Origin of the sequence: Sphingobacterium sp. IITKGP-BTPF85, assembly GCF_001006065.1 — a bacterium.
Classification (GTDB): Bacteria; Bacteroidota; Bacteroidia; order Sphingobacteriales; family Sphingobacteriaceae; genus Sphingobacterium; species Sphingobacterium anhuiense.
Map to the genome: position 1 here is coordinate 1 of NZ_ASZT02000116.1, position 17,260 is coordinate 17,260.

General features: G+C 38.8%; 22 protein-coding genes and 2 pseudogenes. 3 read left to right on the forward strand and 21 right to left on the reverse strand.

The window, feature by feature from the left end:
* The 21 genes and pseudogenes from rplE to L950_RS33985 form a co-directional block, all read right to left on the reverse strand.
* A partial coding sequence (gene rplE / locus L950_RS18650; protein ID WP_021189645.1) for a 50S ribosomal protein L5 occupies positions 1-239 on the reverse strand: 239 nt, incomplete at its 3' end.
* Entirely contained in the window at positions 239-580 is a 342-nt protein-coding gene (gene rplX / locus L950_RS18655; protein ID WP_031288079.1) for a 50S ribosomal protein L24, read from the reverse strand. The genes rplX and rplE, both read right to left, overlap by 1 nt.
* A gap of 7 nt (positions 581-587) precedes the next feature.
* The gene (gene rplN / locus L950_RS18660; RefSeq protein ID WP_021189647.1) at positions 588-956 is read right to left on the reverse strand and encodes a 50S ribosomal protein L14; all 369 of its coding nucleotides are present in this window, start codon (positions 954-956) and stop codon (positions 588-590) included.
* Between the two features lies 1 nt (position 957).
* Entirely contained in the window at positions 958-1,212 is a 255-nt protein-coding gene (gene rpsQ, locus L950_RS18665) for a 30S ribosomal protein S17 (RefSeq protein WP_021189648.1), read from the reverse strand.
* Positions 1,213-1,224: 12 nt separating this feature from the next.
* On the reverse strand, positions 1,225-1,443 hold the full coding sequence (gene rpmC, locus L950_RS18670; RefSeq protein WP_021189649.1) for a 50S ribosomal protein L29: 219 nt from the start codon (positions 1,441-1,443) through the stop codon (positions 1,225-1,227).
* A gap of 90 nt (positions 1,444-1,533) precedes the next feature.
* Positions 1,534-1,956: a 50S ribosomal protein L16 gene (gene rplP, locus L950_RS18675; RefSeq protein WP_021189650.1), complete on the reverse strand. Its 423-nt coding sequence runs from the start codon at positions 1,954-1,956 to the stop codon at positions 1,534-1,536.
* A gap of 57 nt (positions 1,957-2,013) precedes the next feature.
* Positions 2,014-2,805 (reverse strand): 30S ribosomal protein S3, encoded by a 792-nt coding sequence (gene rpsC, locus L950_RS18680; RefSeq protein ID WP_021189651.1) that lies wholly within the window; start codon positions 2,803-2,805, stop codon positions 2,014-2,016.
* 11 nt (positions 2,806-2,816) lie between these two features.
* Positions 2,817-3,251 carry a 50S ribosomal protein L22 gene (gene rplV, locus L950_RS18685; RefSeq protein ID WP_021189652.1) on the reverse strand — a complete coding sequence of 145 codons (435 nt, stop codon included), beginning with the start codon at positions 3,249-3,251 and terminating at the stop codon, positions 2,817-2,819.
* 6 nt (positions 3,252-3,257) lie between these two features.
* Positions 3,258-3,524, reverse strand: coding sequence for a 30S ribosomal protein S19 (gene rpsS / locus L950_RS18690; RefSeq protein WP_021189653.1), 267 nt, complete (start codon positions 3,522-3,524; stop codon positions 3,258-3,260).
* A complete protein-coding gene (gene rplB, locus L950_RS18695; protein ID WP_021189654.1) occupies positions 3,524-4,351 on the reverse strand; it encodes a 50S ribosomal protein L2 in 828 nt (275 codons plus the stop codon). The genes rpsS and rplB overlap by 1 nt, the downstream gene beginning before the upstream one ends.
* 6 nt (positions 4,352-4,357) lie before the next feature.
* The gene (gene rplW, locus L950_RS18700) at positions 4,358-4,648 is read right to left on the reverse strand and encodes a 50S ribosomal protein L23 (RefSeq protein WP_021189655.1); all 291 of its coding nucleotides are present in this window, start codon (positions 4,646-4,648) and stop codon (positions 4,358-4,360) included.
* A 1-nt stretch (position 4,649) separates the two neighbouring features.
* Entirely contained in the window at positions 4,650-5,279 is a 630-nt protein-coding gene (gene rplD / locus L950_RS18705; protein ID WP_021189656.1) for a 50S ribosomal protein L4, read from the reverse strand.
* A 3-nt stretch (positions 5,280-5,282) separates the two neighbouring features.
* Positions 5,283-5,898 (reverse strand): annotated as a pseudogene (rplC, locus tag L950_RS18710) (50S ribosomal protein L3).
* Between the two features lie 364 nt (positions 5,899-6,262).
* Positions 6,263-7,537, reverse strand: coding sequence for a glycoside hydrolase family 88 protein (locus L950_RS18715; protein ID WP_021189657.1), 1,275 nt, complete (start codon positions 7,535-7,537; stop codon positions 6,263-6,265).
* Positions 7,464-8,828: a DUF2264 domain-containing protein gene (locus L950_RS18720; protein WP_156169757.1), complete on the reverse strand. Its 1,365-nt coding sequence runs from the start codon at positions 8,826-8,828 to the stop codon at positions 7,464-7,466. Before L950_RS18720 ends, L950_RS18715 begins: the two co-directional genes overlap by 74 nt.
* 160 nt (positions 8,829-8,988) lie before the next feature.
* The gene (locus L950_RS35750) at positions 8,989-9,456 is read right to left on the reverse strand and encodes a RagB/SusD family nutrient uptake outer membrane protein (protein ID WP_262507136.1); all 468 of its coding nucleotides are present in this window, start codon (positions 9,454-9,456) and stop codon (positions 8,989-8,991) included.
* Entirely contained in the window at positions 9,417-10,112 is a 696-nt protein-coding gene (locus tag L950_RS35755) for a RagB/SusD family nutrient uptake outer membrane protein (RefSeq protein WP_262507137.1), read from the reverse strand. Before L950_RS35755 ends, L950_RS35750 begins: the two co-directional genes overlap by 40 nt.
* 134 nt (positions 10,113-10,246) lie before the next feature.
* Positions 10,247-10,507 (reverse strand): annotated as a pseudogene (locus L950_RS35760) (RagB/SusD family nutrient uptake outer membrane protein); the annotation flags it as partial.
* A complete protein-coding gene (locus L950_RS33975) occupies positions 10,417-10,836 on the reverse strand; it encodes a hypothetical protein (protein ID WP_231577432.1) in 420 nt (139 codons plus the stop codon). The gene L950_RS33975 and the pseudogene L950_RS35760, both read right to left, overlap by 91 nt.
* Positions 10,837-10,847: 11 nt before the next feature.
* Positions 10,848-12,056: a TonB-dependent receptor domain-containing protein gene (locus L950_RS33980; RefSeq protein WP_231577433.1), complete on the reverse strand. Its 1,209-nt coding sequence runs from the start codon at positions 12,054-12,056 to the stop codon at positions 10,848-10,850.
* 2 nt (positions 12,057-12,058) lie between these two features.
* The gene (locus L950_RS33985) at positions 12,059-14,119 is read right to left on the reverse strand and encodes a SusC/RagA family TonB-linked outer membrane protein (protein WP_231577434.1); all 2,061 of its coding nucleotides are present in this window, start codon (positions 14,117-14,119) and stop codon (positions 12,059-12,061) included.
* A gap of 141 nt (positions 14,120-14,260) precedes the next feature.
* On the opposite strand from L950_RS33985, the gene L950_RS18735 reads away from it, so the two are divergent.
* The 3 genes from L950_RS18735 to L950_RS18745 form a co-directional block, all read left to right on the forward strand.
* Complete coding sequence (locus tag L950_RS18735) at positions 14,261-15,007, forward strand: two-component regulator propeller domain-containing protein (protein ID WP_021189658.1); 747 nt, start codon at positions 14,261-14,263, stop codon at positions 15,005-15,007.
* Complete coding sequence (locus tag L950_RS18740) at positions 14,995-15,936, forward strand: two-component regulator propeller domain-containing protein (RefSeq protein ID WP_021189659.1); 942 nt, start codon at positions 14,995-14,997, stop codon at positions 15,934-15,936. Before L950_RS18735 ends, L950_RS18740 begins: the two co-directional genes overlap by 13 nt.
* An 11-nt stretch (positions 15,937-15,947) precedes the next feature.
* Positions 15,948-17,260, forward strand: a 1,313-nt coding sequence (locus L950_RS18745) for an ATP-binding protein (RefSeq protein WP_021189660.1), incomplete at its 3' end; no start/stop codon positions are given.

The following is a 17,260-nucleotide window of genomic DNA, read 5'->3' on the forward strand; positions in this document are numbered from 1 at the left end:
AAGTTTGAGATATCTTTTTTCGATTTAGTTGCAACAGCTTGTTGACCAGTAATTAATGTTAACTCTGAAAGAGCATTATCAATTAATTTCTTATCTGAAGTAGCAGCACCTACACCTTGTGAAACAACGATTTTCTCAAGCTTAGGAACCTGCATAACACTTTTATACTGGAATTTTTCTTTAAGTGCAGTACGGATTTCCTCCGCATATTTCACTTTTAATCTTGGTACGTAAGTCATTATTTAATTTCCTCCCCTGATTTTTTTGCTACACGAACAATTTTACCATCTTCATTAACTTTACGACCTACACGTGTAGGAGCTCCTGTTTTAGGATCAATGAAAGCTAAGTTAGAAATATGGATAGCTGCTTCTTTTTCAATAATACCACCATTAGGATTAGCCGCACTTGGTTTAGTGTGTTTTTTGATGATATTAGCGCCTTCTACAACAGCTCTATTAGCATCCACTAAAACTTGCAATACTTTTCCTTGAACACCTTTAGAGTTACCAGCGATAACTTTCACTAAATCACCTTTTTGATCTTGATTTTGTGTGTAGTTGTTGTTGTTTTTTTGTATGCCATAATTATAAAACCTCCGGTGCTAGTGATACAATTTTCATGAACTGTTTCTCACGTAATTCTCTAGCAACTGGGCCAAAGATACGTGTACCACGTGGTTCATCATTATTATTTAATAATACTGCAGCATTGTCATCAAAACGAATATAAGAACCATCTTTACGACGAATTTCTTTTTTAGTTCTAACAACTACAGCTTTAGAAACAGTACCTTTTTTTACGTTTCCTGAAGGTAAAGCGCTTTTGATGGTAACAACAATTTTATCACCTATCGAAGCATAACGCTTACCTGTGCCACCTAACACACGGATTACTAAAACTTCTTTAGCTCCGCTGTTATCAGCAACATTTAGTCTTGATTCCTGTTGTACCATGTTATTTAGCTCTTTCTAATATTTCTACTAATCTCCAATTCTTAGTCTTACTCAGCGGACGAGTTTCCATAATTAATACCGTATCGCCGATACCACAGGTATTAGTTTCGTCATGAGCGGTAAATTTAGTAGTTTTTTTAACGAATTTACCATAGATAGGGTGTTTCACTTTACGCTCAACCTTTACTACGATAGATTTCTCCATTTTATTGCTAACTACTAAGCCGATTCTTGTTTTTCTTAATTGTCTTTCCATTTCGACTTTAATTTATGCCTCAGAGGCTGTTTCTTTTTTAGCTGCAGCTTTACGAGCAGTCAACTCCGTACTAAGACGAGCGATTTCTCTACGAGCCGTTTTGATTACATTAGGGTTCTCAATTGCAGAAACAGCATGTGCAAATTTCAATTTGCTAAGGGCAGCTTTCTCTTGTACTAAACGAGCAGCTAGATCCTCTGTTGATAATTCTAAAATTTCTGAATTTTTCATTTTATTTCAGTTGTTATATTGGGTTATCATTAGTTTATATATAGCCTTAGGAGTAACGGTCCTAAGGCTAAAAATGATATTACCAACGATTTATGCTTCTACGTAATCTCTACGTATAACAAACTTAGTTTGAACCGGAAGTTTCTGAGCAGCAAGGCGTAAAGCTTCTTTAGCAATTTCTAAAGATACTCCTTCTGCTTCAAATAACATACGGCCTGGGCGGACTACGGCAACCCAGTATTCTGGAGCTCCCTTACCTTTACCCATACGTACCTCTGCAGGTTTTTTAGTAACAGGTTTATCAGGGAAGATACGGATCCAAACTTGACCTTCACGTTTCATGTAACGTGTCACTGCAATACGAGCTGCCTCGATTTGACGGCTTGTGATCCATGCTTCCTCCAATGATTTGATACCGAATGAACCGAAAGCTAACTCTGCTCCACGAGAAGCGTTACCTTTCATACGTCCTTTCTGCATCTTTCTGAACTTTGTTCTTTTTGGCTGTAACATGTTCGTTATCTATTTTAATCCCGCCAGAGACGGGATATATTAAAATCTTATTATTAATTAATCTCTTTTTGCACCACGGTTGTTTCCACCACGATTATTGTTTCCACCACGACGGTCACCACCACGACCACCTTTACGGTTGTCACGGCGATCAGCACCACCTTCGTTTCCACCACGCGTTTTCACACCAGAAGCTTGACCAATGTTTGGAGATAAGTCACGTTTACCGTAAACCTCACCTTTACAGATCCAAACTTTGATACCGATTTTACCGTAAGTAGTTAATGCTTCAGCTAATGCATAGTCGATATCAGCACGTAATGTGTGTAAAGGAGTTCTTCCTTCTTTGTACTGCTCAGAACGTGCCATTTCAGCACCACCTAAACGACCAGAACACATTACTTTGATACCTTCAGCACCCATACGCATTGTCGAAGCAATTGTAGTTTTCATTGCACGACGGAATGAAATACGAGCCTCTAATTGCTTAGCGATACCTTCAGCTACTAATTTTGCATCTAACTCAGGACGTTTGATCTCGAAAATGTTAATTTGAACATCTTTCTTAGTGATTTTCTTTAACTCTTCTTTAATCTTATCAACTTCCTGACCACCTTTACCGATAACGATACCAGGTCTTGCTGTATGAATAGTTACTGTGATACGTTTTAAAGTTCTTTCAATAACAACTTTTGCTACACCACCTTTTGCTATACGAACAGAAAGATATTTTCTAATCTTTTCGTCTTCTACTAATTTATCGGCATAGTTTTTTCCTCCGAACCAATTAGAATCCCAACCTCTGATGATTCCTAATCTGCTACCTATTGGATTTGCTTTTTGTCCCATTTCTCAATAAATTAGTTTTGTTCAACGTTAGATTTACTGTCAACGATCAAAGTAACATGGTTCGAACGTTTACGAATTCTGTAACCGCGACCTTGAGGAGCTGGACGTAATCTTTTCAATTGACGACCACCTGCTACTGATACTTCTTTAACGTATAATTGACTATCTTCAACTGATTTACCTTCGTTTTTAGCTTCCCAGTTTTTAATTGCAGATAATAATAATTTCTCTACACGGATTGCTGCTTCCTTGCTTGTATGCTTCAAAATATATAAAGCATTCTCTACTTTCTCGCCACGAATTAAGTCCACTACTAAACGCATCTTACGAGGTGAAGTAGGGCAATTTAATAATTTGGCAGTAGAAGCTCCTCCTATTTGAGCTTTCTCTTGCTCTTTGCGCTGTTTTATTAAAACAGACTTTTTAAGTTTTTTTGTTGCTTCCATTACCTATTATTTTTTCTTTTCTGCGTGGCCTCTGAATGTACGCGTAGGAGCGAATTCGCCTAATTTGTGACCTACCATGTTTTCCGTTACATAAACAGGGATAAATTTATTCCCGTTGTGCACTGCAAAGGTATGACCAACAAAATCAGGAGAAATCATTGATCTGCGAGACCATGTTTTGATAACTGACTTTTTGTTAGTTTCATTCATAGAAAGAACTTTTCCTTCTAAGTTGTGATCGATATAAGGACCTTTTTTAATTGAACGAGCCATTATTTTTTCCTTCTCTCAATGATGTAACGATTCGATGTTTTCTTCTTGTCGCGTGTTTTGAAGCCTTTAGCTAAAACACCTGTGCGTGAACGAGGCTGACCTCCTGAGGTACGACCCTCACCACCACCCATAGGGTGATCGACAGGGTTCATAGCTACACCACGAACTCTTGGACGACGTCCTAACCAACGGTTACGACCAGCCTTACCTAACACTTCAATTCTTCTATCGTGATTAGATACCGAACCGATTGTAGCCACGCAAGTCAATAAGATCATACGTGTTTCACTTGAAGGTAATTTAATAATAGCGTATTTACCATCACGAGCAGACAATTGCGCATAAGTACCAGCCGAACGAGCGATTGAACCACCTTGACCAGGGTTCAACTCAATGTTATGGATGATAGAACCCAATGGAATATTTGCTAATGGAATAGTATTACCTACTTCTGGGGCAACTTTTTCACCTGCTACTACAGTCATTCCAACTTTTAAACCAGCTGGAGCGATGATGTAACGTTTCTCACCATCAGCATAATGCAATAATGCAATACGTGCTGTGCGGTTTGGATCGTACTCAATTGTAGCTACTGTTGCAGGGATATCTTTTTTATCGCGTTTGAAATCTATTAATCGGTATACTTTCTTGTGTCCCCCACCGATGTAACGCATAGTCATTTTACCGGATTTATTACGACCGCCCGATCTTTTGTTGCTTCCAACTACTAATGATTTTTCAGGAACATTAGTTGTTACGTCAGAATAGTCAGCGCCTACTCTGAAACGAGTACCAGGGGTTACCGGTTTGAATCTTTTAACTGCCATCTCTAATTATATAGTACTGTAAAAGTCAATAGTTTCGCCATCTTTAATTGTAATGACAGCTTTTTTATACTTAGGAGCTCTACCAGATACGAAACCTGCTTTTGTGTAACGGCTTTTTGCTTTACCTGCTACTACTGCAGTATTAACCGCAAGAACAGTAACACCAAACATAGCCTCAATAGCTGTTTTGATCTGAATTTTGTTAGCTCTGTGATCTACTTTGAAAGCATAACGGTTTAATTTTTCCGTTAAAAATGAAGCTTTCTCAGTTAAGATAGGTTTTTTAATAATGTCCATATTACTTAGCTAATGCCTCCTCCAAAGTTTTAAGCGAACCTGTAGTAAATAATAACTTAGCCGCATTTAATACATCATATGTATTTAATTGATCTACAGTTGTTACTTTTACTTTTTTCAAGTTTCTGCTTGATAAATAAACGTTATTATCTTGCGCTGATAAAACCAATAAAGTTTTCTCATCTGCTACATTCAAAGCATTTACAAAAGCAACATAATTTTTAGTTTTGATTGAGTCAAATTTAACTTCATCCAATACTACAACATTGTTATCAATTGCTTTGTAGCTTAACGCTGATTTACGTGCTACTTGTTTCAATTTTTTATTCAATTTGAAACTGTAATCACGTGGTTGAGGACCGAATACACGACCACCACCATTAAACAATGGAGATTTGATAGAACCCGCACGAGCACCACCAGTACCTTTTTGTTTGTGTAATTTACGAGTTGAACCCGCGATTTCATTACGTTGTTTAGATTTGTGAGTTCCTTGGCGTTGATTCGCTAAGTATTGTTTCACGTCCAAATAGATCGCATGATCGTTAGGCTCTAACCCAAATACCGACTCAGGAAGTTGCACCTTGGCACCTGTTTCTTTACCTGATAAATTTAAAACTTTAACTTCCATTTCCTATTTGTCTACAACTACATAAGAACCTTTAGCTCCTGGGATGGAACCACTAACAACGATTAGGTTTGATCAGCATAAACTTTCAAAACTTGTAAGTTTTGAACTTAATTCTGTCACCACCCATACGACCCGCCATACGCATACCTTTAAATACACGTGAAGGCCAAGAAGCCGCACCAATTGAACCTGGAGCACGTAATCTGTTGTGCTGACCGTGAGTCGCACCACCTACACCACCAAATCCATGACGTTTCATTACACCTTGAAAACCTTTACCTTTAGAAGTACCGACTACGTCAACATACTCCCCTTCTTCAAATAGTGTAACGTCAACTACGTCACCAAGTTGTTTTGCATCTGGGAAAGTTTTAAACTCTACCAGCTTACGCTTAGGCGTTGTATTTGCTTTCGCAAAGTGCCCTTTTAAAGAATTCGTTGTGTTCTTTTCTTTAGCTTCATCGAAGCCAAGTTGAACAGCAGCGTAGCCATCTTTCTCTTCCGTACGTATCTGCGTAACCACGCACGGACCAGCTTGAATAACAGTACACGGAATGTTTTTTCCCTCTGCATCAAACAGGCTTGTCATTCCTACTTTTTTTCCAATAATACCTGACATGTTGTAAATTAATTAATTAAAAGTCCATCGAAGCAGTAGGGCTTCGCTCAAGACGTATTTCCCCCAATAAGGGATTGCAAAAGTACGAAGAAATTTCTAACTACCAAATTATTAGCACATTATTTTTTTATTTTTTTGTCTAGATCGAATATTTAAAAAACTAACTAATCGAGATATTAAAATAAATTGAGAAATAACAAGAACAGTAAGTGAGCATCCTAATTCAATAATATATAATAAGAAGATAAATCATCAGAGTTTAATGGGAAATAATAAAATAAAATACAACCAATACGAACTTAAAAAACTATCCATAGCATATAAGCTGCGGATAGTTCATGTGCGTTTTTAAATTAACAGTAATCTACATTTTGATGACAGATTGCCCATCCAACAGTCTTTTATATCGGACTAAAGCTTCTACATAATAATAGTCCGCATAAGTCAAGGGAACGTCAACTTCTGTCTCATGTGGAATAGATCCCACACTGTGTTTCAGTATATAACCACCAACTTCCTTATACTCCGCCTTATAAGGTTTAGAAGATAATGACCGCAACATTTGTTCTGCTTTGACAATATATAATTGACTTTCAGCCCCATCAGTATATTGAGCAAGTTCCAATAAAGCAGAAGCCATTACAGCAGCAGTTGATACATCACGCAGATCTTTCTGTTTGTAATATTTACTTGAAGCACTTAATTTATTTTGATCCATGTCCCAGTACGGAATTAAATCTTGGGGCAAATTTGGATGATTCAAATAAAAATTTGCAATATTTCGTGCCTGCCGTAGATATTTTTGATCCTTAGTTTCTCTAAACATCATGGTATATCCATACAAACCCCAGGCTTGGCCTCTAGACCAAGCTGATTCATCAAAAGCCCCTTGCGCAGTCTTCTTCGAGATTATACTTCCATCCTTACTGTTATAATCAACAACATGATAAGAACTATAGTCTTTTCTATAATGATTGATCATTGTTGCATCCGCATGTTTAATTGCGATGTCAGCATAACTTGAATTACCTGTCATCTTGGATACCTCAATTAAAAACTCTAAATTCATCATATTATCTATAATAACCGGATAAGTCCAAGATTGCCCATCCCAATTCTTACCACCATCCCATGATCGAATAGTTTTTGTCGCATCCTTATAACGTGTAGCCAAAGAAGTAGCACCTGTACTCAGCACATTCTTATAAGCACTAGAATCATTTGTCAATCTTAATGCATTTCCAAAACTGCAGTAAAGCATAAAACCCAGGTCATGCGTACCTTTATTATTCTTTTCTTTTTCTAAATATTTCAACTTTCGTTTAGCCTCATCTAACAATTTCGTATCATTCGAATATTCGTAAAGATACAATACAGTACCTGGATAAAAACCAGAACACCACCAACTAGACCCCCAATTCACATATTTACCATTTTGGAAAGTCGTAGGAATATCGGCTTCTTTAACAGAAGCAGCGAGGTAACTAATTTGTTTTTTTGCATCTTCCAGATTTTCATTCACAAAAGCTGAATCAAGGTTTAACTTATTCTTGGCAAGCCCTCTTTTAGTCTGGCACGAAACCCCTTGAAGAGCAAATCCTACTATTCCAAATAGGATTAAATAATTTCGAATGTTCATTTAAAACGTTATTTTTTTGAGTTTTTAATAATTTACATAATAATCTTTCGGAAACTGTTCCGCATTCCAGCACTTTGCGAAGTCCACTTTCTGGACTACAAGTCCAAAATTCATCATTAGCCGGCAATCCGAGAGGAAGGAAGGATAAAGAAGCTACATACATAGAGCCAGCATTCGTATAGTAATCTGCCAAATTCTGCTGCTGGTCACCAACTACCCCCATACTAAGCCATCCAGAAGGTGAAAAAGTCTTATCAATATAAATATGTCTCAGTATTGCAGTTAAGGCAGCTCGCACCTGACCCTTAGAAATATCCTCTGGCAGCCTATTTTCAAGAGCCACTGCAGCCAGGGGTTGAAAAGCAGCATTCTTATATGTTGAAGAGCGACCAACTACCATATAATAACCTTCTGGGGAAATCATGCGTTCCAAGTGATGTGCATATCGTTGCATCCTTTTATAAGCACGATCAAACATTTCTTTGTATTTCTTATCTACGTTTATATTATGGCGCAGTGCTTCAACCTGCATATTGTGAATAACGTAACCATTGTAATGATCGAAACTAAAGTGAGCACCATCACTATACCACCCATCGCCCACATACCATTCTGTATCAAATTTATTTACAGCATAATCTATTTTTTCTCGTGCGCACTCCTCACCGGTATAATGTAAAAACGTCTCAGTCATGGCCGCAAAAAGTAACCAGTTACTTTCATTAGGTTTAATTTTACGTAGTTGTTTAAATTCTTCGACAACCCTTTTCTTTGTTACCTGATCCAATGGTTCCCACAGTGCCTTGGGTGCCCTTAGAAACGCAAGGGCGAGATGTGCTGCATCTACCAGTGTTTGCGATGAAGGACCTCGCCATGTAAAATAATCCGGGGATTGAGGATCTACACCATATTGAATCCCCAATAAGGCCTGATCACGTAATTTTTTACGTAGCTTTCCTTCTTCAGAGCTGTCATCAGGTAAAGCCAGCCAAGGGGCCATACCTGCCAGCAGTCGACCGAAAGCCTCGAGGTATCCAACGCCCGGATCTCTACTGTCAAAAGTAGGACTTACCTCCATCGGCATCTTTTTGCGCCATTGCTGTTTACTGATATTATTCAATATAGGTGTAGCCATCTTGCTTAGTATTGAAACCCAATAAGCACGGTCATTCCCTGCATAACTTATGCCTTCATCAGATAAAACACTTGCCTTCGCCCCCATTGGCAACGATGCCGTCAATGCACCAACGCCAACACCGCCTAACAATTTTAATACAGATCTTCTCTTCATCGATAATGGTTTATAAATAATGTGTGCTCAACAAGCTCACATAAAACACTAAAAATCTTTATTTTAATATAGAAAAACAAACTAAAAGAATCAATCGCTCTAGCAAACGATTACACAAGCGATTGATAACAGTTTCTTTACAGAATGAATTTATTTCCCATTAATTATTCCAGCCTGTATTCTGTGTTAGACTAGGATTTCGTTGCCTTTCTAACTCTGGGATAGGCCATACCAGTAGTTGGTCTCCCAAATAGGTATACCTATCTACGATTCCGCCCCATGGTTGTTTGTTCCCCGCATTACCGCTAAAAACTTGATCTTTGAGGGATTTCCACCGCAATTCGTCAAAGTAAATAACCCCTTCCCCAAACAGCTCTCTTCTACGTTCATTACGGATACGACTGGTAAGATCTGCTTTATCTTTAACCGTGGTAACAGCCGAACTATTTAAAAGTCCTACCCCGGCCCGCGTTCGTACTTCATTTACTTTGGCCACCGCTGCTGCTTCCTGTCCTTTTTCATTAAGTGCCTCTGCCCACAATAACAGCACATCTGCATAACGGATCACTGGATAATCTATATCACCAGCTACACGACTCGGAATAGATGGTTTTCCACCTTCGTACACAAATTTACGCGGGATATAAAAAATCTCGGTTGATCGTCAGTGCGCAGATCAAACACATTGTTAAATTCTTCAATATGTGGCCATCTCGATGTAAATGTCTGATCAGCTCCGAGATTTGTCCCAACAAAAGTTGAATAAGGGAGAATAACATTTGCACTTAAGCGTGGATCACGATTGTCGTAGGCCTTTTTTAATCTTTCCTCATTGCCAGTAGGCAAATAAAGTTTAAAATCCAATCCTCGTTTCGGGTCAATAAGGTCAGTGTATTTCGACGGCTTTTTATTTGCTTCAGCTACCTGTTGTACATTATTACGGATAAAGTATATCTCTCTTTTGTCAGGTGCCATCGCATTATAACCAGGGATTACGTCATCCCAACTAAATTTGCTACCATCTTTGTTCTCGTATAAATCTACAAAATCCGGACTGACCATGTAAGTATTCCAATTGGAGCCAAAAGCGGAGCGGCTTCCGAAACTGAATTGTGTTGTCGATCCAAAGTTGTCCAAAGCGATATTCTGAATTGAGAAAATCATCTCATCTGACTTTTCATTGGCGGCAGTAAATAATGTCTTATAATCTGGGAACAACTGGTGTCCGGCATCTTTAACTGACTGAAAATCTGCGATTGCTTTATCCCAATCTTGTAGATACATATAAACTTTACCTCGTAGTGCGTATGCTGCTGATCTCGTAATACGACCAAATCTTTACTTCCTGCGGGCAACTTTGCTGGTAAATTCGTCTCAGTGATAGATTCCGTCAGATCTTTCAAGATAAAATCCCAAACTTCCTTTTCTGTATTTCTGGGGTTGGTTGCTTCATTGTAGTTAATCGGTGTATCATATAATGGCACCCCTCTATACAACTGATTCAACCTGTAATAATAGAACGCTCTTAGGAATTTAACCTCTGCGAGTAGACGCGCTTTCTTCTCAGGGGCCGATGGTGAAATATTGGTTAATCCATAGATAGCATCATTCGCGCGGTGAACACTCTCATATAATTCTTTCCAAACATCTGCAAAAGTCCATTTGAAGTACTTGTGGATGCATTCAACAGTGGGTCTCCGCCCCTTGGGATCAACGTGTTGGATAAACGATCATACTGATAGAGTTCCCGATTATTTGTACCACCCGTTGCATATCCAAAGCGTAGCGCTTGATATACTGCATTTACACCAAGATCAGTATAATTGTCCGTTGTCCACATTTTATCCTCTGGAACTTGTGTATTCGAACTAATATCCAGCAGATCTTTTTTACAAGATCCCATAGTTCCCAGCAAAATTGCAAGCGCAGATATACGCCACATATATTTATTATATTGTTTGCAGTACGCAGACAATCTTTGTTTTTCGATATTTAGTATCTTCTTCATATATCTTCGTATTAAAATCCAAAATTCAATCCAAAAGCATATTGCTTCATCGTAGGATATTTTGCTCCCGCTCCAATTTCAGGATCGGCACCAGGAAACTTCGTAAACATAAGCAAGTTCTCTCCAGAGAAATACACCCGTAAATTGCGCACATGTAAGCGTTCAGTTAGTTTACTGTTAAATGTGTAGCCAATCTGCAAGTTTCTCAATTTTATAAAATCTGCATCATAGAGGTAGAAATTATTGGCGACATTGTTAATTGTCTCACCGTTGTATTTTAGACGGGCATAAGATCCGTTGATATTGGTTCGCGGATCGCTAGGATTAGCTGGATCATAAAAATAATGATCATCTGCAACTCGCTTAGAAATACCGTTTCCATCGCGAACGATGTTATTACTATAGCCTTCGTCGTTCCAATAGTATTGTAATTTCCCTTCCCCTGACCACAGCATCTGTAAATCAAAGCCTTTGTAAGAAAATCCTAGATTGATACCATAAATATATTTAGGAGCGTTGGATGTTCCTGTAAAGTTCTGGTCATTCTCATTGCCATAGACCTTATCACCGTTGAGATCAGCATACAGAAAATCACCATAATACAATTGTTCAACACCCAGTTTGTTTACAGGAGAGAAGCTGTACCCTGCTGCTTGCATATCCTGCACCCATTTGTAATCAGCTTCCGTACGGATCATACCATCCCGAGGTCCGCCATTGGGATTTACAGCCCCGCCATTCACATAGTAACTGCCATCACCTTTGTAACGTTGTCTCAAAAAATATTCCTGAAACATGTGCCCTTCGAGATTCCGCTGATTGGTACCTACTGCATTTGAAACCTGTCCGATATTTGTGCTGTAAACACTTGTACCATTGACGTCATTCCAGCCTCTAACTAATTGCCCTTTGAGTTTGGTTACCTGGTTTTTATTATAGGCAAAGTTACCTCCGATATTATAGCGAAATTCACCGATCTTGTCTTTCCACGTCAAATTAAGCTCAATACCACTATTACGCATCGCAGCTGAATTGACAATAGGCGCTCCAGTAGTACCGGTGGTCAGTGGCAATTGTTCTGGCACCAATATTCCCGTAGTCAATTTGTTATAGTAATTCAACTCGACATAAGCCTTATTTCGAAAGGTCGCAAACTCCAACCCTACTTCTCTATTTTCACTTTCTTCCCAGGCCAATAATCTATTCCCAAATTTGCTCAATTCTAAGCCGCCAACTTGTGATCCGCCAAAGGAGTATCCTGCATTGCCATAGAAAGCAAATGCGGTAAATAGTTTTCTCTAGCCGGATCACTATTATTCATATCATTCCCCAATTTACCCCAAGACCCACGAAGCTTTACATTTTGGACATATGGCTCAAGCCCTTTCATAAAAGACTCTCTTGAAAGCAACCACCCCAGACCTACAGATGGGAAATAGCCCGCTTGAAGATCTTTTCCAAATTTGGAAGATGCATCCCGTCGTAAACTAAATTCGACAAGATATTTGCTGTCAAAGTCATAATTTACACGGCCAAAAAAGGAGCGCATACTTGTTTCATATTCGTTGCCATCAATAGCATTCATTTCATTCGCCGTACCGATGTTGGAAATCGTTGGATCTATGACCCCCCTTTTTGAAGCCGAGAAATTATACCATTTTGTCTTGAATTCATTATGCCCCAATAGTGCTCCGATATTATGTTTACCGATGCTGGTTTCATAACGAAGGACGTTATCGAAAGTGAGTGTACGAAGGTTTTCGTACCCCTGCGATAGTACTTGCGTGGCGGCAACGCCTTTGGGAAAGACGATTTTATTCGTCTCAAAGCTATATTTATCAACTGGGATTGAGCTGCCTGTTTGTTCACGGAATCGCGTTTGGTAATTAAATTTGGTTTCGAATGTCAATCCATTAATGATCTTTACATTTGCGAAAATAGTCGAGTTAAAATTCGACACTTTATCCATCCCCTGCGGTTCATAGAGATATTGCATCAAATTGTTCAATTGGGTGGATTCTTCGGCGGCCACAGCTCCACCAAATCGACCATCATACATCGGATAAACCCCTGGAGTAGATTGTCGCAAGAAGTTATACAAATTGTCAACATTCGCCTTTTTCCGGTCTTCAGTTGATGCAAACATATTGGTTCCAATTGTCAAGCGATCTCCGATTTTAGTACTTAGGTTTGTCCTCAGTTCGTATTTCTTTGCGCCCGTATTTTTCATAATACCGGGATTATCAAAGATCCGACCCGAAAGCATATAATTGGTCGATTCAGAACCTCCCGTTGCTGAAATATTATGGCTTTGAATCCAGCTCGAATTATAAATCCAATCTGTCCAATCGGTATTTGGGTAAGCGATATAATTAGGTAGGCCAGATGCAGCTAGTACACCATTGGGATCGGCATTGGCTTTTCGCCAAAGATCAAGTGTAGATTCAGCAAATTTTGCAGGTTTTCCCAAATTAAATGTCCCCTCATTCATAAGCTCCATGTGACGCACATAATCTGACACAAACTCAGGAGTTCCCATCGGTTTGGTTCGGGACAAGATACCGGAGTAGTTAAGTTGTGTTTTTTGATTTGCCTTTCCCTTTTTTGTTGTAATCAGAATAACACCATTACCGGCACGCGTTCCATAGATAGAGGCCGATGATGCATCCTTTAATACTGAGATGCTTTCAATATCATTGGGATTCACCGCATCCATTGAACCAGGTATACCATCGATAACAACTAAGGCATCCGAATTATTGAGTGTCCCTATACCACGAACCCGGATTGTAGCGCCGTCAGCTCCCGGTCTACCCGTGCTTTGTTTGACTTGTACCCCTGCTGCTACACCGCTAAGCGCCGTTGAAACGTTTGTAACGGGTCTGTTTTCAATCTGTTTTGTATCAACGGTACTCACTGATCCAAGCAATTTTTCTTTCTTTTGCTTACCATACCCCACAACAACAACCTCATCAATCGCCGAGCTGGCACTTTCCAACGTTACATTAATGGCATTGCGGCCATTAAGTACAATCTCTTGATTTTGGTATCCTACATAAGAAATTACTAGCGTTGCGTTAGGGTTCACAGATAAGGAATATGTTCCCGATACATTTGTGGAAGTAGCGAGCGTCCCCCCCTTCTCACGAATTGTTACACCTGATAATGGTGTTCCTTGACTGTCTTTGATTTGTCCCGTTACATTTACTTTCTGCTGGGCGTGAACTGTACCTACAGAAAATAGTGTCATCGCGGAAAATCCTATTGCGTAAAACTTAGCCATACTTTAGGAAATTGGTTTTATAATTAAAAATTGGTTATTTAACAAGCTCAAAATTGATTAAGTGCGGTCATTTAATAGGGTGATTTTTATAAATATTAAGGGGTAAAATCTTAAATTTGATGGTATAACCTTTATTCATCTATGAATTTCCTTTTAAAACAGATCCAAAACATAATCATTACCGCATGGCTACTTTGCCCATTTATGTCTTGTTTGGCCCAGAATTTCAGTTTTGAAACACTAACACAGGACAATGTATTAGATAAACAGGCGGTATTGAGTATCGCTCAGGATAAAAAGGGAAAACTTTGGTTTGGAGGAGGTCCAAATCTGTTTATTTATGACTCACAGAATATTATAAACCTTCGAGTTCAGGATAGCGTATTCAACAAATTAGATTATATCAACAAGATTTGTATAAACGACAATAATGATCTTTTCATAGCTACCTCTACTCAGGTATTTATTTTCAATATAGACAAACGAAAGCCTCTCCTAAAAACAGGAAAGCCCTTTATCGAGAAAGTCCTTATCTCAGACATACAAATTCTATCCTCCCATATTTTCTTATGTACAAATAGGGGTCTATATATAGCTATTCCCGCCTCAGGCTCTTATGATTTTAAATTAATTTTAGACCGTCCTCATACACAAACTATTGTTCAAACAGGAGCAGACTCCTATACAATAGCTAGCGCTAACGGTATCGAATCATTTACCTATAAAAATAAGCGGCTATCTGAAACCCGCAACCTGGGCTTACCACAGTTACCACTAAAGGAACGAATCTTTAGTACGATGTATGTGAAAGATAACACGCTTTGGGTAGGGACAAAACTACATGGTCTATTTCTGTTTAATTTTTCCAGTCAAAATTGGAAAATCTAACGGAAGGAAATAGTAATCTCTTAAGCAATAATGTTCGTAAAATCATTAAAAACACAAATGGAGAACTATTAATTGGCACATTGAAAGGTCTTTCCGTTTTCAATGGATCCCCTGTTTTCACAAATTACAAACATAATACATCCATCAAAAACTCCCTCAGCCAGAACTCGATTTATGATATCTTTGTCGATAATCAAAAAGTAGTCTGGTTAGGAACATATTTTGGGGGTATCAACGCAGTTTATCCTGATTTTATCCCTATACAAACCTACTCTACACGTTCGCTATTAAGTCAACGGTTGAATAGTGATATCGTGGGTAGTTTTGCCGTTTCCAAGAATGCTGCTTGGATAGGCACTGAAGAAGAAGGAATCAATAAAATTGATAAAATTACGGGGAATACTAGTCCACAACCCCAATTTACCCGATCAAACCTGATAAAAGACCTCTATGTCCGGGATGAAAAATTATATGCCGCACAATATGGTGGAGGCTACTCCATCATTGACCTAAAATCGGGCAACACCAAAAATTATCTCCTCGAAAAGGATCTCTTAAACCTGAAAAACAATATTTATAGCATTTACGTGGATCCAGCACAACGAATCTATCTAGGCACAAATAAGGGGCTTTACATTGCGGAACAGGAAAAACCACCACAGTTTGATTCCTCACTAGCAGCAAACACAATAGATGAGATACAGGCAGATGATAAACAACAGATTTATTTCCTGCAATCAGGAAAGCTATTTCGAAAAAAGACTTTTAGCGCTACTGTGCGATCCATAAAGCAAATTGACTCACTTTACATCAATGGATTTTATGTCGCGCCCGATGGCAATATCTGGCTTACCTCGAAAGGGGATTTATATCATTTCGATGTTAAGGATAATGTGACCCTTAAAGCCCATTTCCCAATAACACCCTAGGTTGGCCTGTCATGATCGACAAACATTTCTGGATCAGCAGCAAAAATGGACTGATTTTCTTCGATCCAAGCACAAAGTATCATACTGTCCTTAATCAGTATGATGGTCTCCCTGTTAAGAATATGCAAGGGGCTAAGGTCTATAGCAGCGAAGCCGGATTTTTATTCGTGACTACATTGAATGGTTTAGTTTCGATCGACACCCGAAAAATCACTTTCAATCAGAAAAAACCGAATGTGCTTTTTAGAAATATATTCCTTCAAGATACACCCTTAAACTATGGTCGCATCCAGCAAGGTGATCAACCCAATAACTATACGTTGCAATTACTTTATGACGAGAATTTTATAACGGTCAATTTTTCGAGTTCCAATTTTATCAAACCACAGAAAAATAGATATCGGTATAAGCTCGAAGGTTTTGATAAAGGTTGGATAGAAACCAATACACCAAGTGTCAGATATACCAATATTCCCGAAGGACAGCATACACTCAGTGTATATGCCAGCAATAATGATGGCATCTGGAGCAGTACCCCACTACAAATACACATTGATATAAAGCCTCCGCTCTGGAGAACATGGTGGGCCTACCTCTTATACGCCGGACTATTTACACTCGGGGTACACTTTGTCATTAAGTTTGTTGTGGAACGCGAGATGTTGATCAATTCCGAAAGAGAACAGGAAAAGAAAATCAAATTCTTTACACAAATTTCGCATGAGATCCGGACCCCGCTTACCCTGATCATGTCACCTCTAGATGAAATCATTACCGAAACAGCCAACTTATCGACTACCCAATCTAAGATAAAACGGATTAAAAAGAATGCAGCTAAATTATTGGGGGTAGTTAACGAGCTACTTGATTTCAAAAAATTTGATGACAAGCACTTCATCTTGAAACAGAGCGATATCCCCTTCAGGGAATATATTGAAGACACATTCTATCTCCTCAATGATCTTGCCCAGAATAAACATATCAATTATTATATCCGACAATTGGATGCCGTAGGGTTACAATCCATAGACGCTGTTCAATTTGACAAGGTCATATTCAATCTATTGTCAAACGCCATTAAGTATACACCCGAGAATGGCACAGTTTATCTTGAGCTTCTTGAGAGCGAAGACAACATCATTATTAACATCGTTGACAACGGGATTGGCATCGCAACGGACAATCAATTCAAGATTTTTGAAGAATATTATCGGGAGGAACAAGCAAATGACAGTATAGGTACTGGTATCGGACTAGCCTTAACCAAGCAGATTGTCCTACAGCATCAAGGAGAGATCCGTTGCTTTACCATGAAAGATGAAAA

Coding starts and splice junctions, on each gene's coding strand:
- rpsQ (WP_021189648.1), bottom strand. CDS start 1,212: ATGGAAAGACAATTAAGAAAAACAAGAATCGGCTTAGTAGTTAGCAAT.
- L950_RS35755 (WP_262507137.1), bottom strand. CDS start 10,112: ATGTATCTACAAGATTGGGATAAAGCAATCGCAGATTTTCAGTCAGTT.
- L950_RS18720 (WP_156169757.1), bottom strand. CDS start 8,828: ATGAAGAGAAGATCTGTATTAAAATTGTTAGGCGGTGTTGGCGTTGGT.
- rplP (WP_021189650.1), bottom strand. CDS start 1,956: ATGTTACAGCCAAAAAGAACAAAGTTCAGAAAGATGCAGAAAGGACGT.
- rplW (WP_021189655.1), bottom strand. CDS start 4,648: ATGGACATTATTAAAAAACCTATCTTAACTGAGAAAGCTTCATTTTTA.
- L950_RS33985 (WP_231577434.1), bottom strand. CDS start 14,119: ATGGCTAAGTTTTACGCAATAGGATTTTCCGCGATGACACTATTTTCT.
- rplB (WP_021189654.1), bottom strand. CDS start 4,351: ATGGCAGTTAAAAGATTCAAACCGGTAACCCCTGGTACTCGTTTCAGA.
- rplD (WP_021189656.1), bottom strand. CDS start 5,279: ATGGAAGTTAAAGTTTTAAATTTATCAGGTAAAGAAACAGGTGCCAAG.
- rpsS (WP_021189653.1), bottom strand. CDS start 3,524: ATGGCTCGTTCAATTAAAAAAGGTCCTTATATCGATCACAACTTAGAA.
- L950_RS18735 (WP_021189658.1), top strand. CDS start 14,261: ATGAATTTCCTTTTAAAACAGATCCAAAACATAATCATTACCGCATGG.
- rplV (WP_021189652.1), bottom strand. CDS start 3,251: ATGGAAGCAACAAAAAAACTTAAAAAGTCTGTTTTAATAAAACAGCGC.
- L950_RS33975 (WP_231577432.1), bottom strand. CDS start 10,836: ATGAAGAAGATACTAAATATCGAAAAACAAAGATTGTCTGCGTACTGC.
- rpsC (WP_021189651.1), bottom strand. CDS start 2,805: ATGGGACAAAAAGCAAATCCAATAGGTAGCAGATTAGGAATCATCAGA.
- rpmC (WP_021189649.1), bottom strand. CDS start 1,443: ATGAAAAATTCAGAAATTTTAGAATTATCAACAGAGGATCTAGCTGCT.
- L950_RS18715 (WP_021189657.1), bottom strand. CDS start 7,537: ATGAACATTCGAAATTATTTAATCCTATTTGGAATAGTAGGATTTGCT.
- rplN (WP_021189647.1), bottom strand. CDS start 956: ATGGTACAACAGGAATCAAGACTAAATGTTGCTGATAACAGCGGAGCT.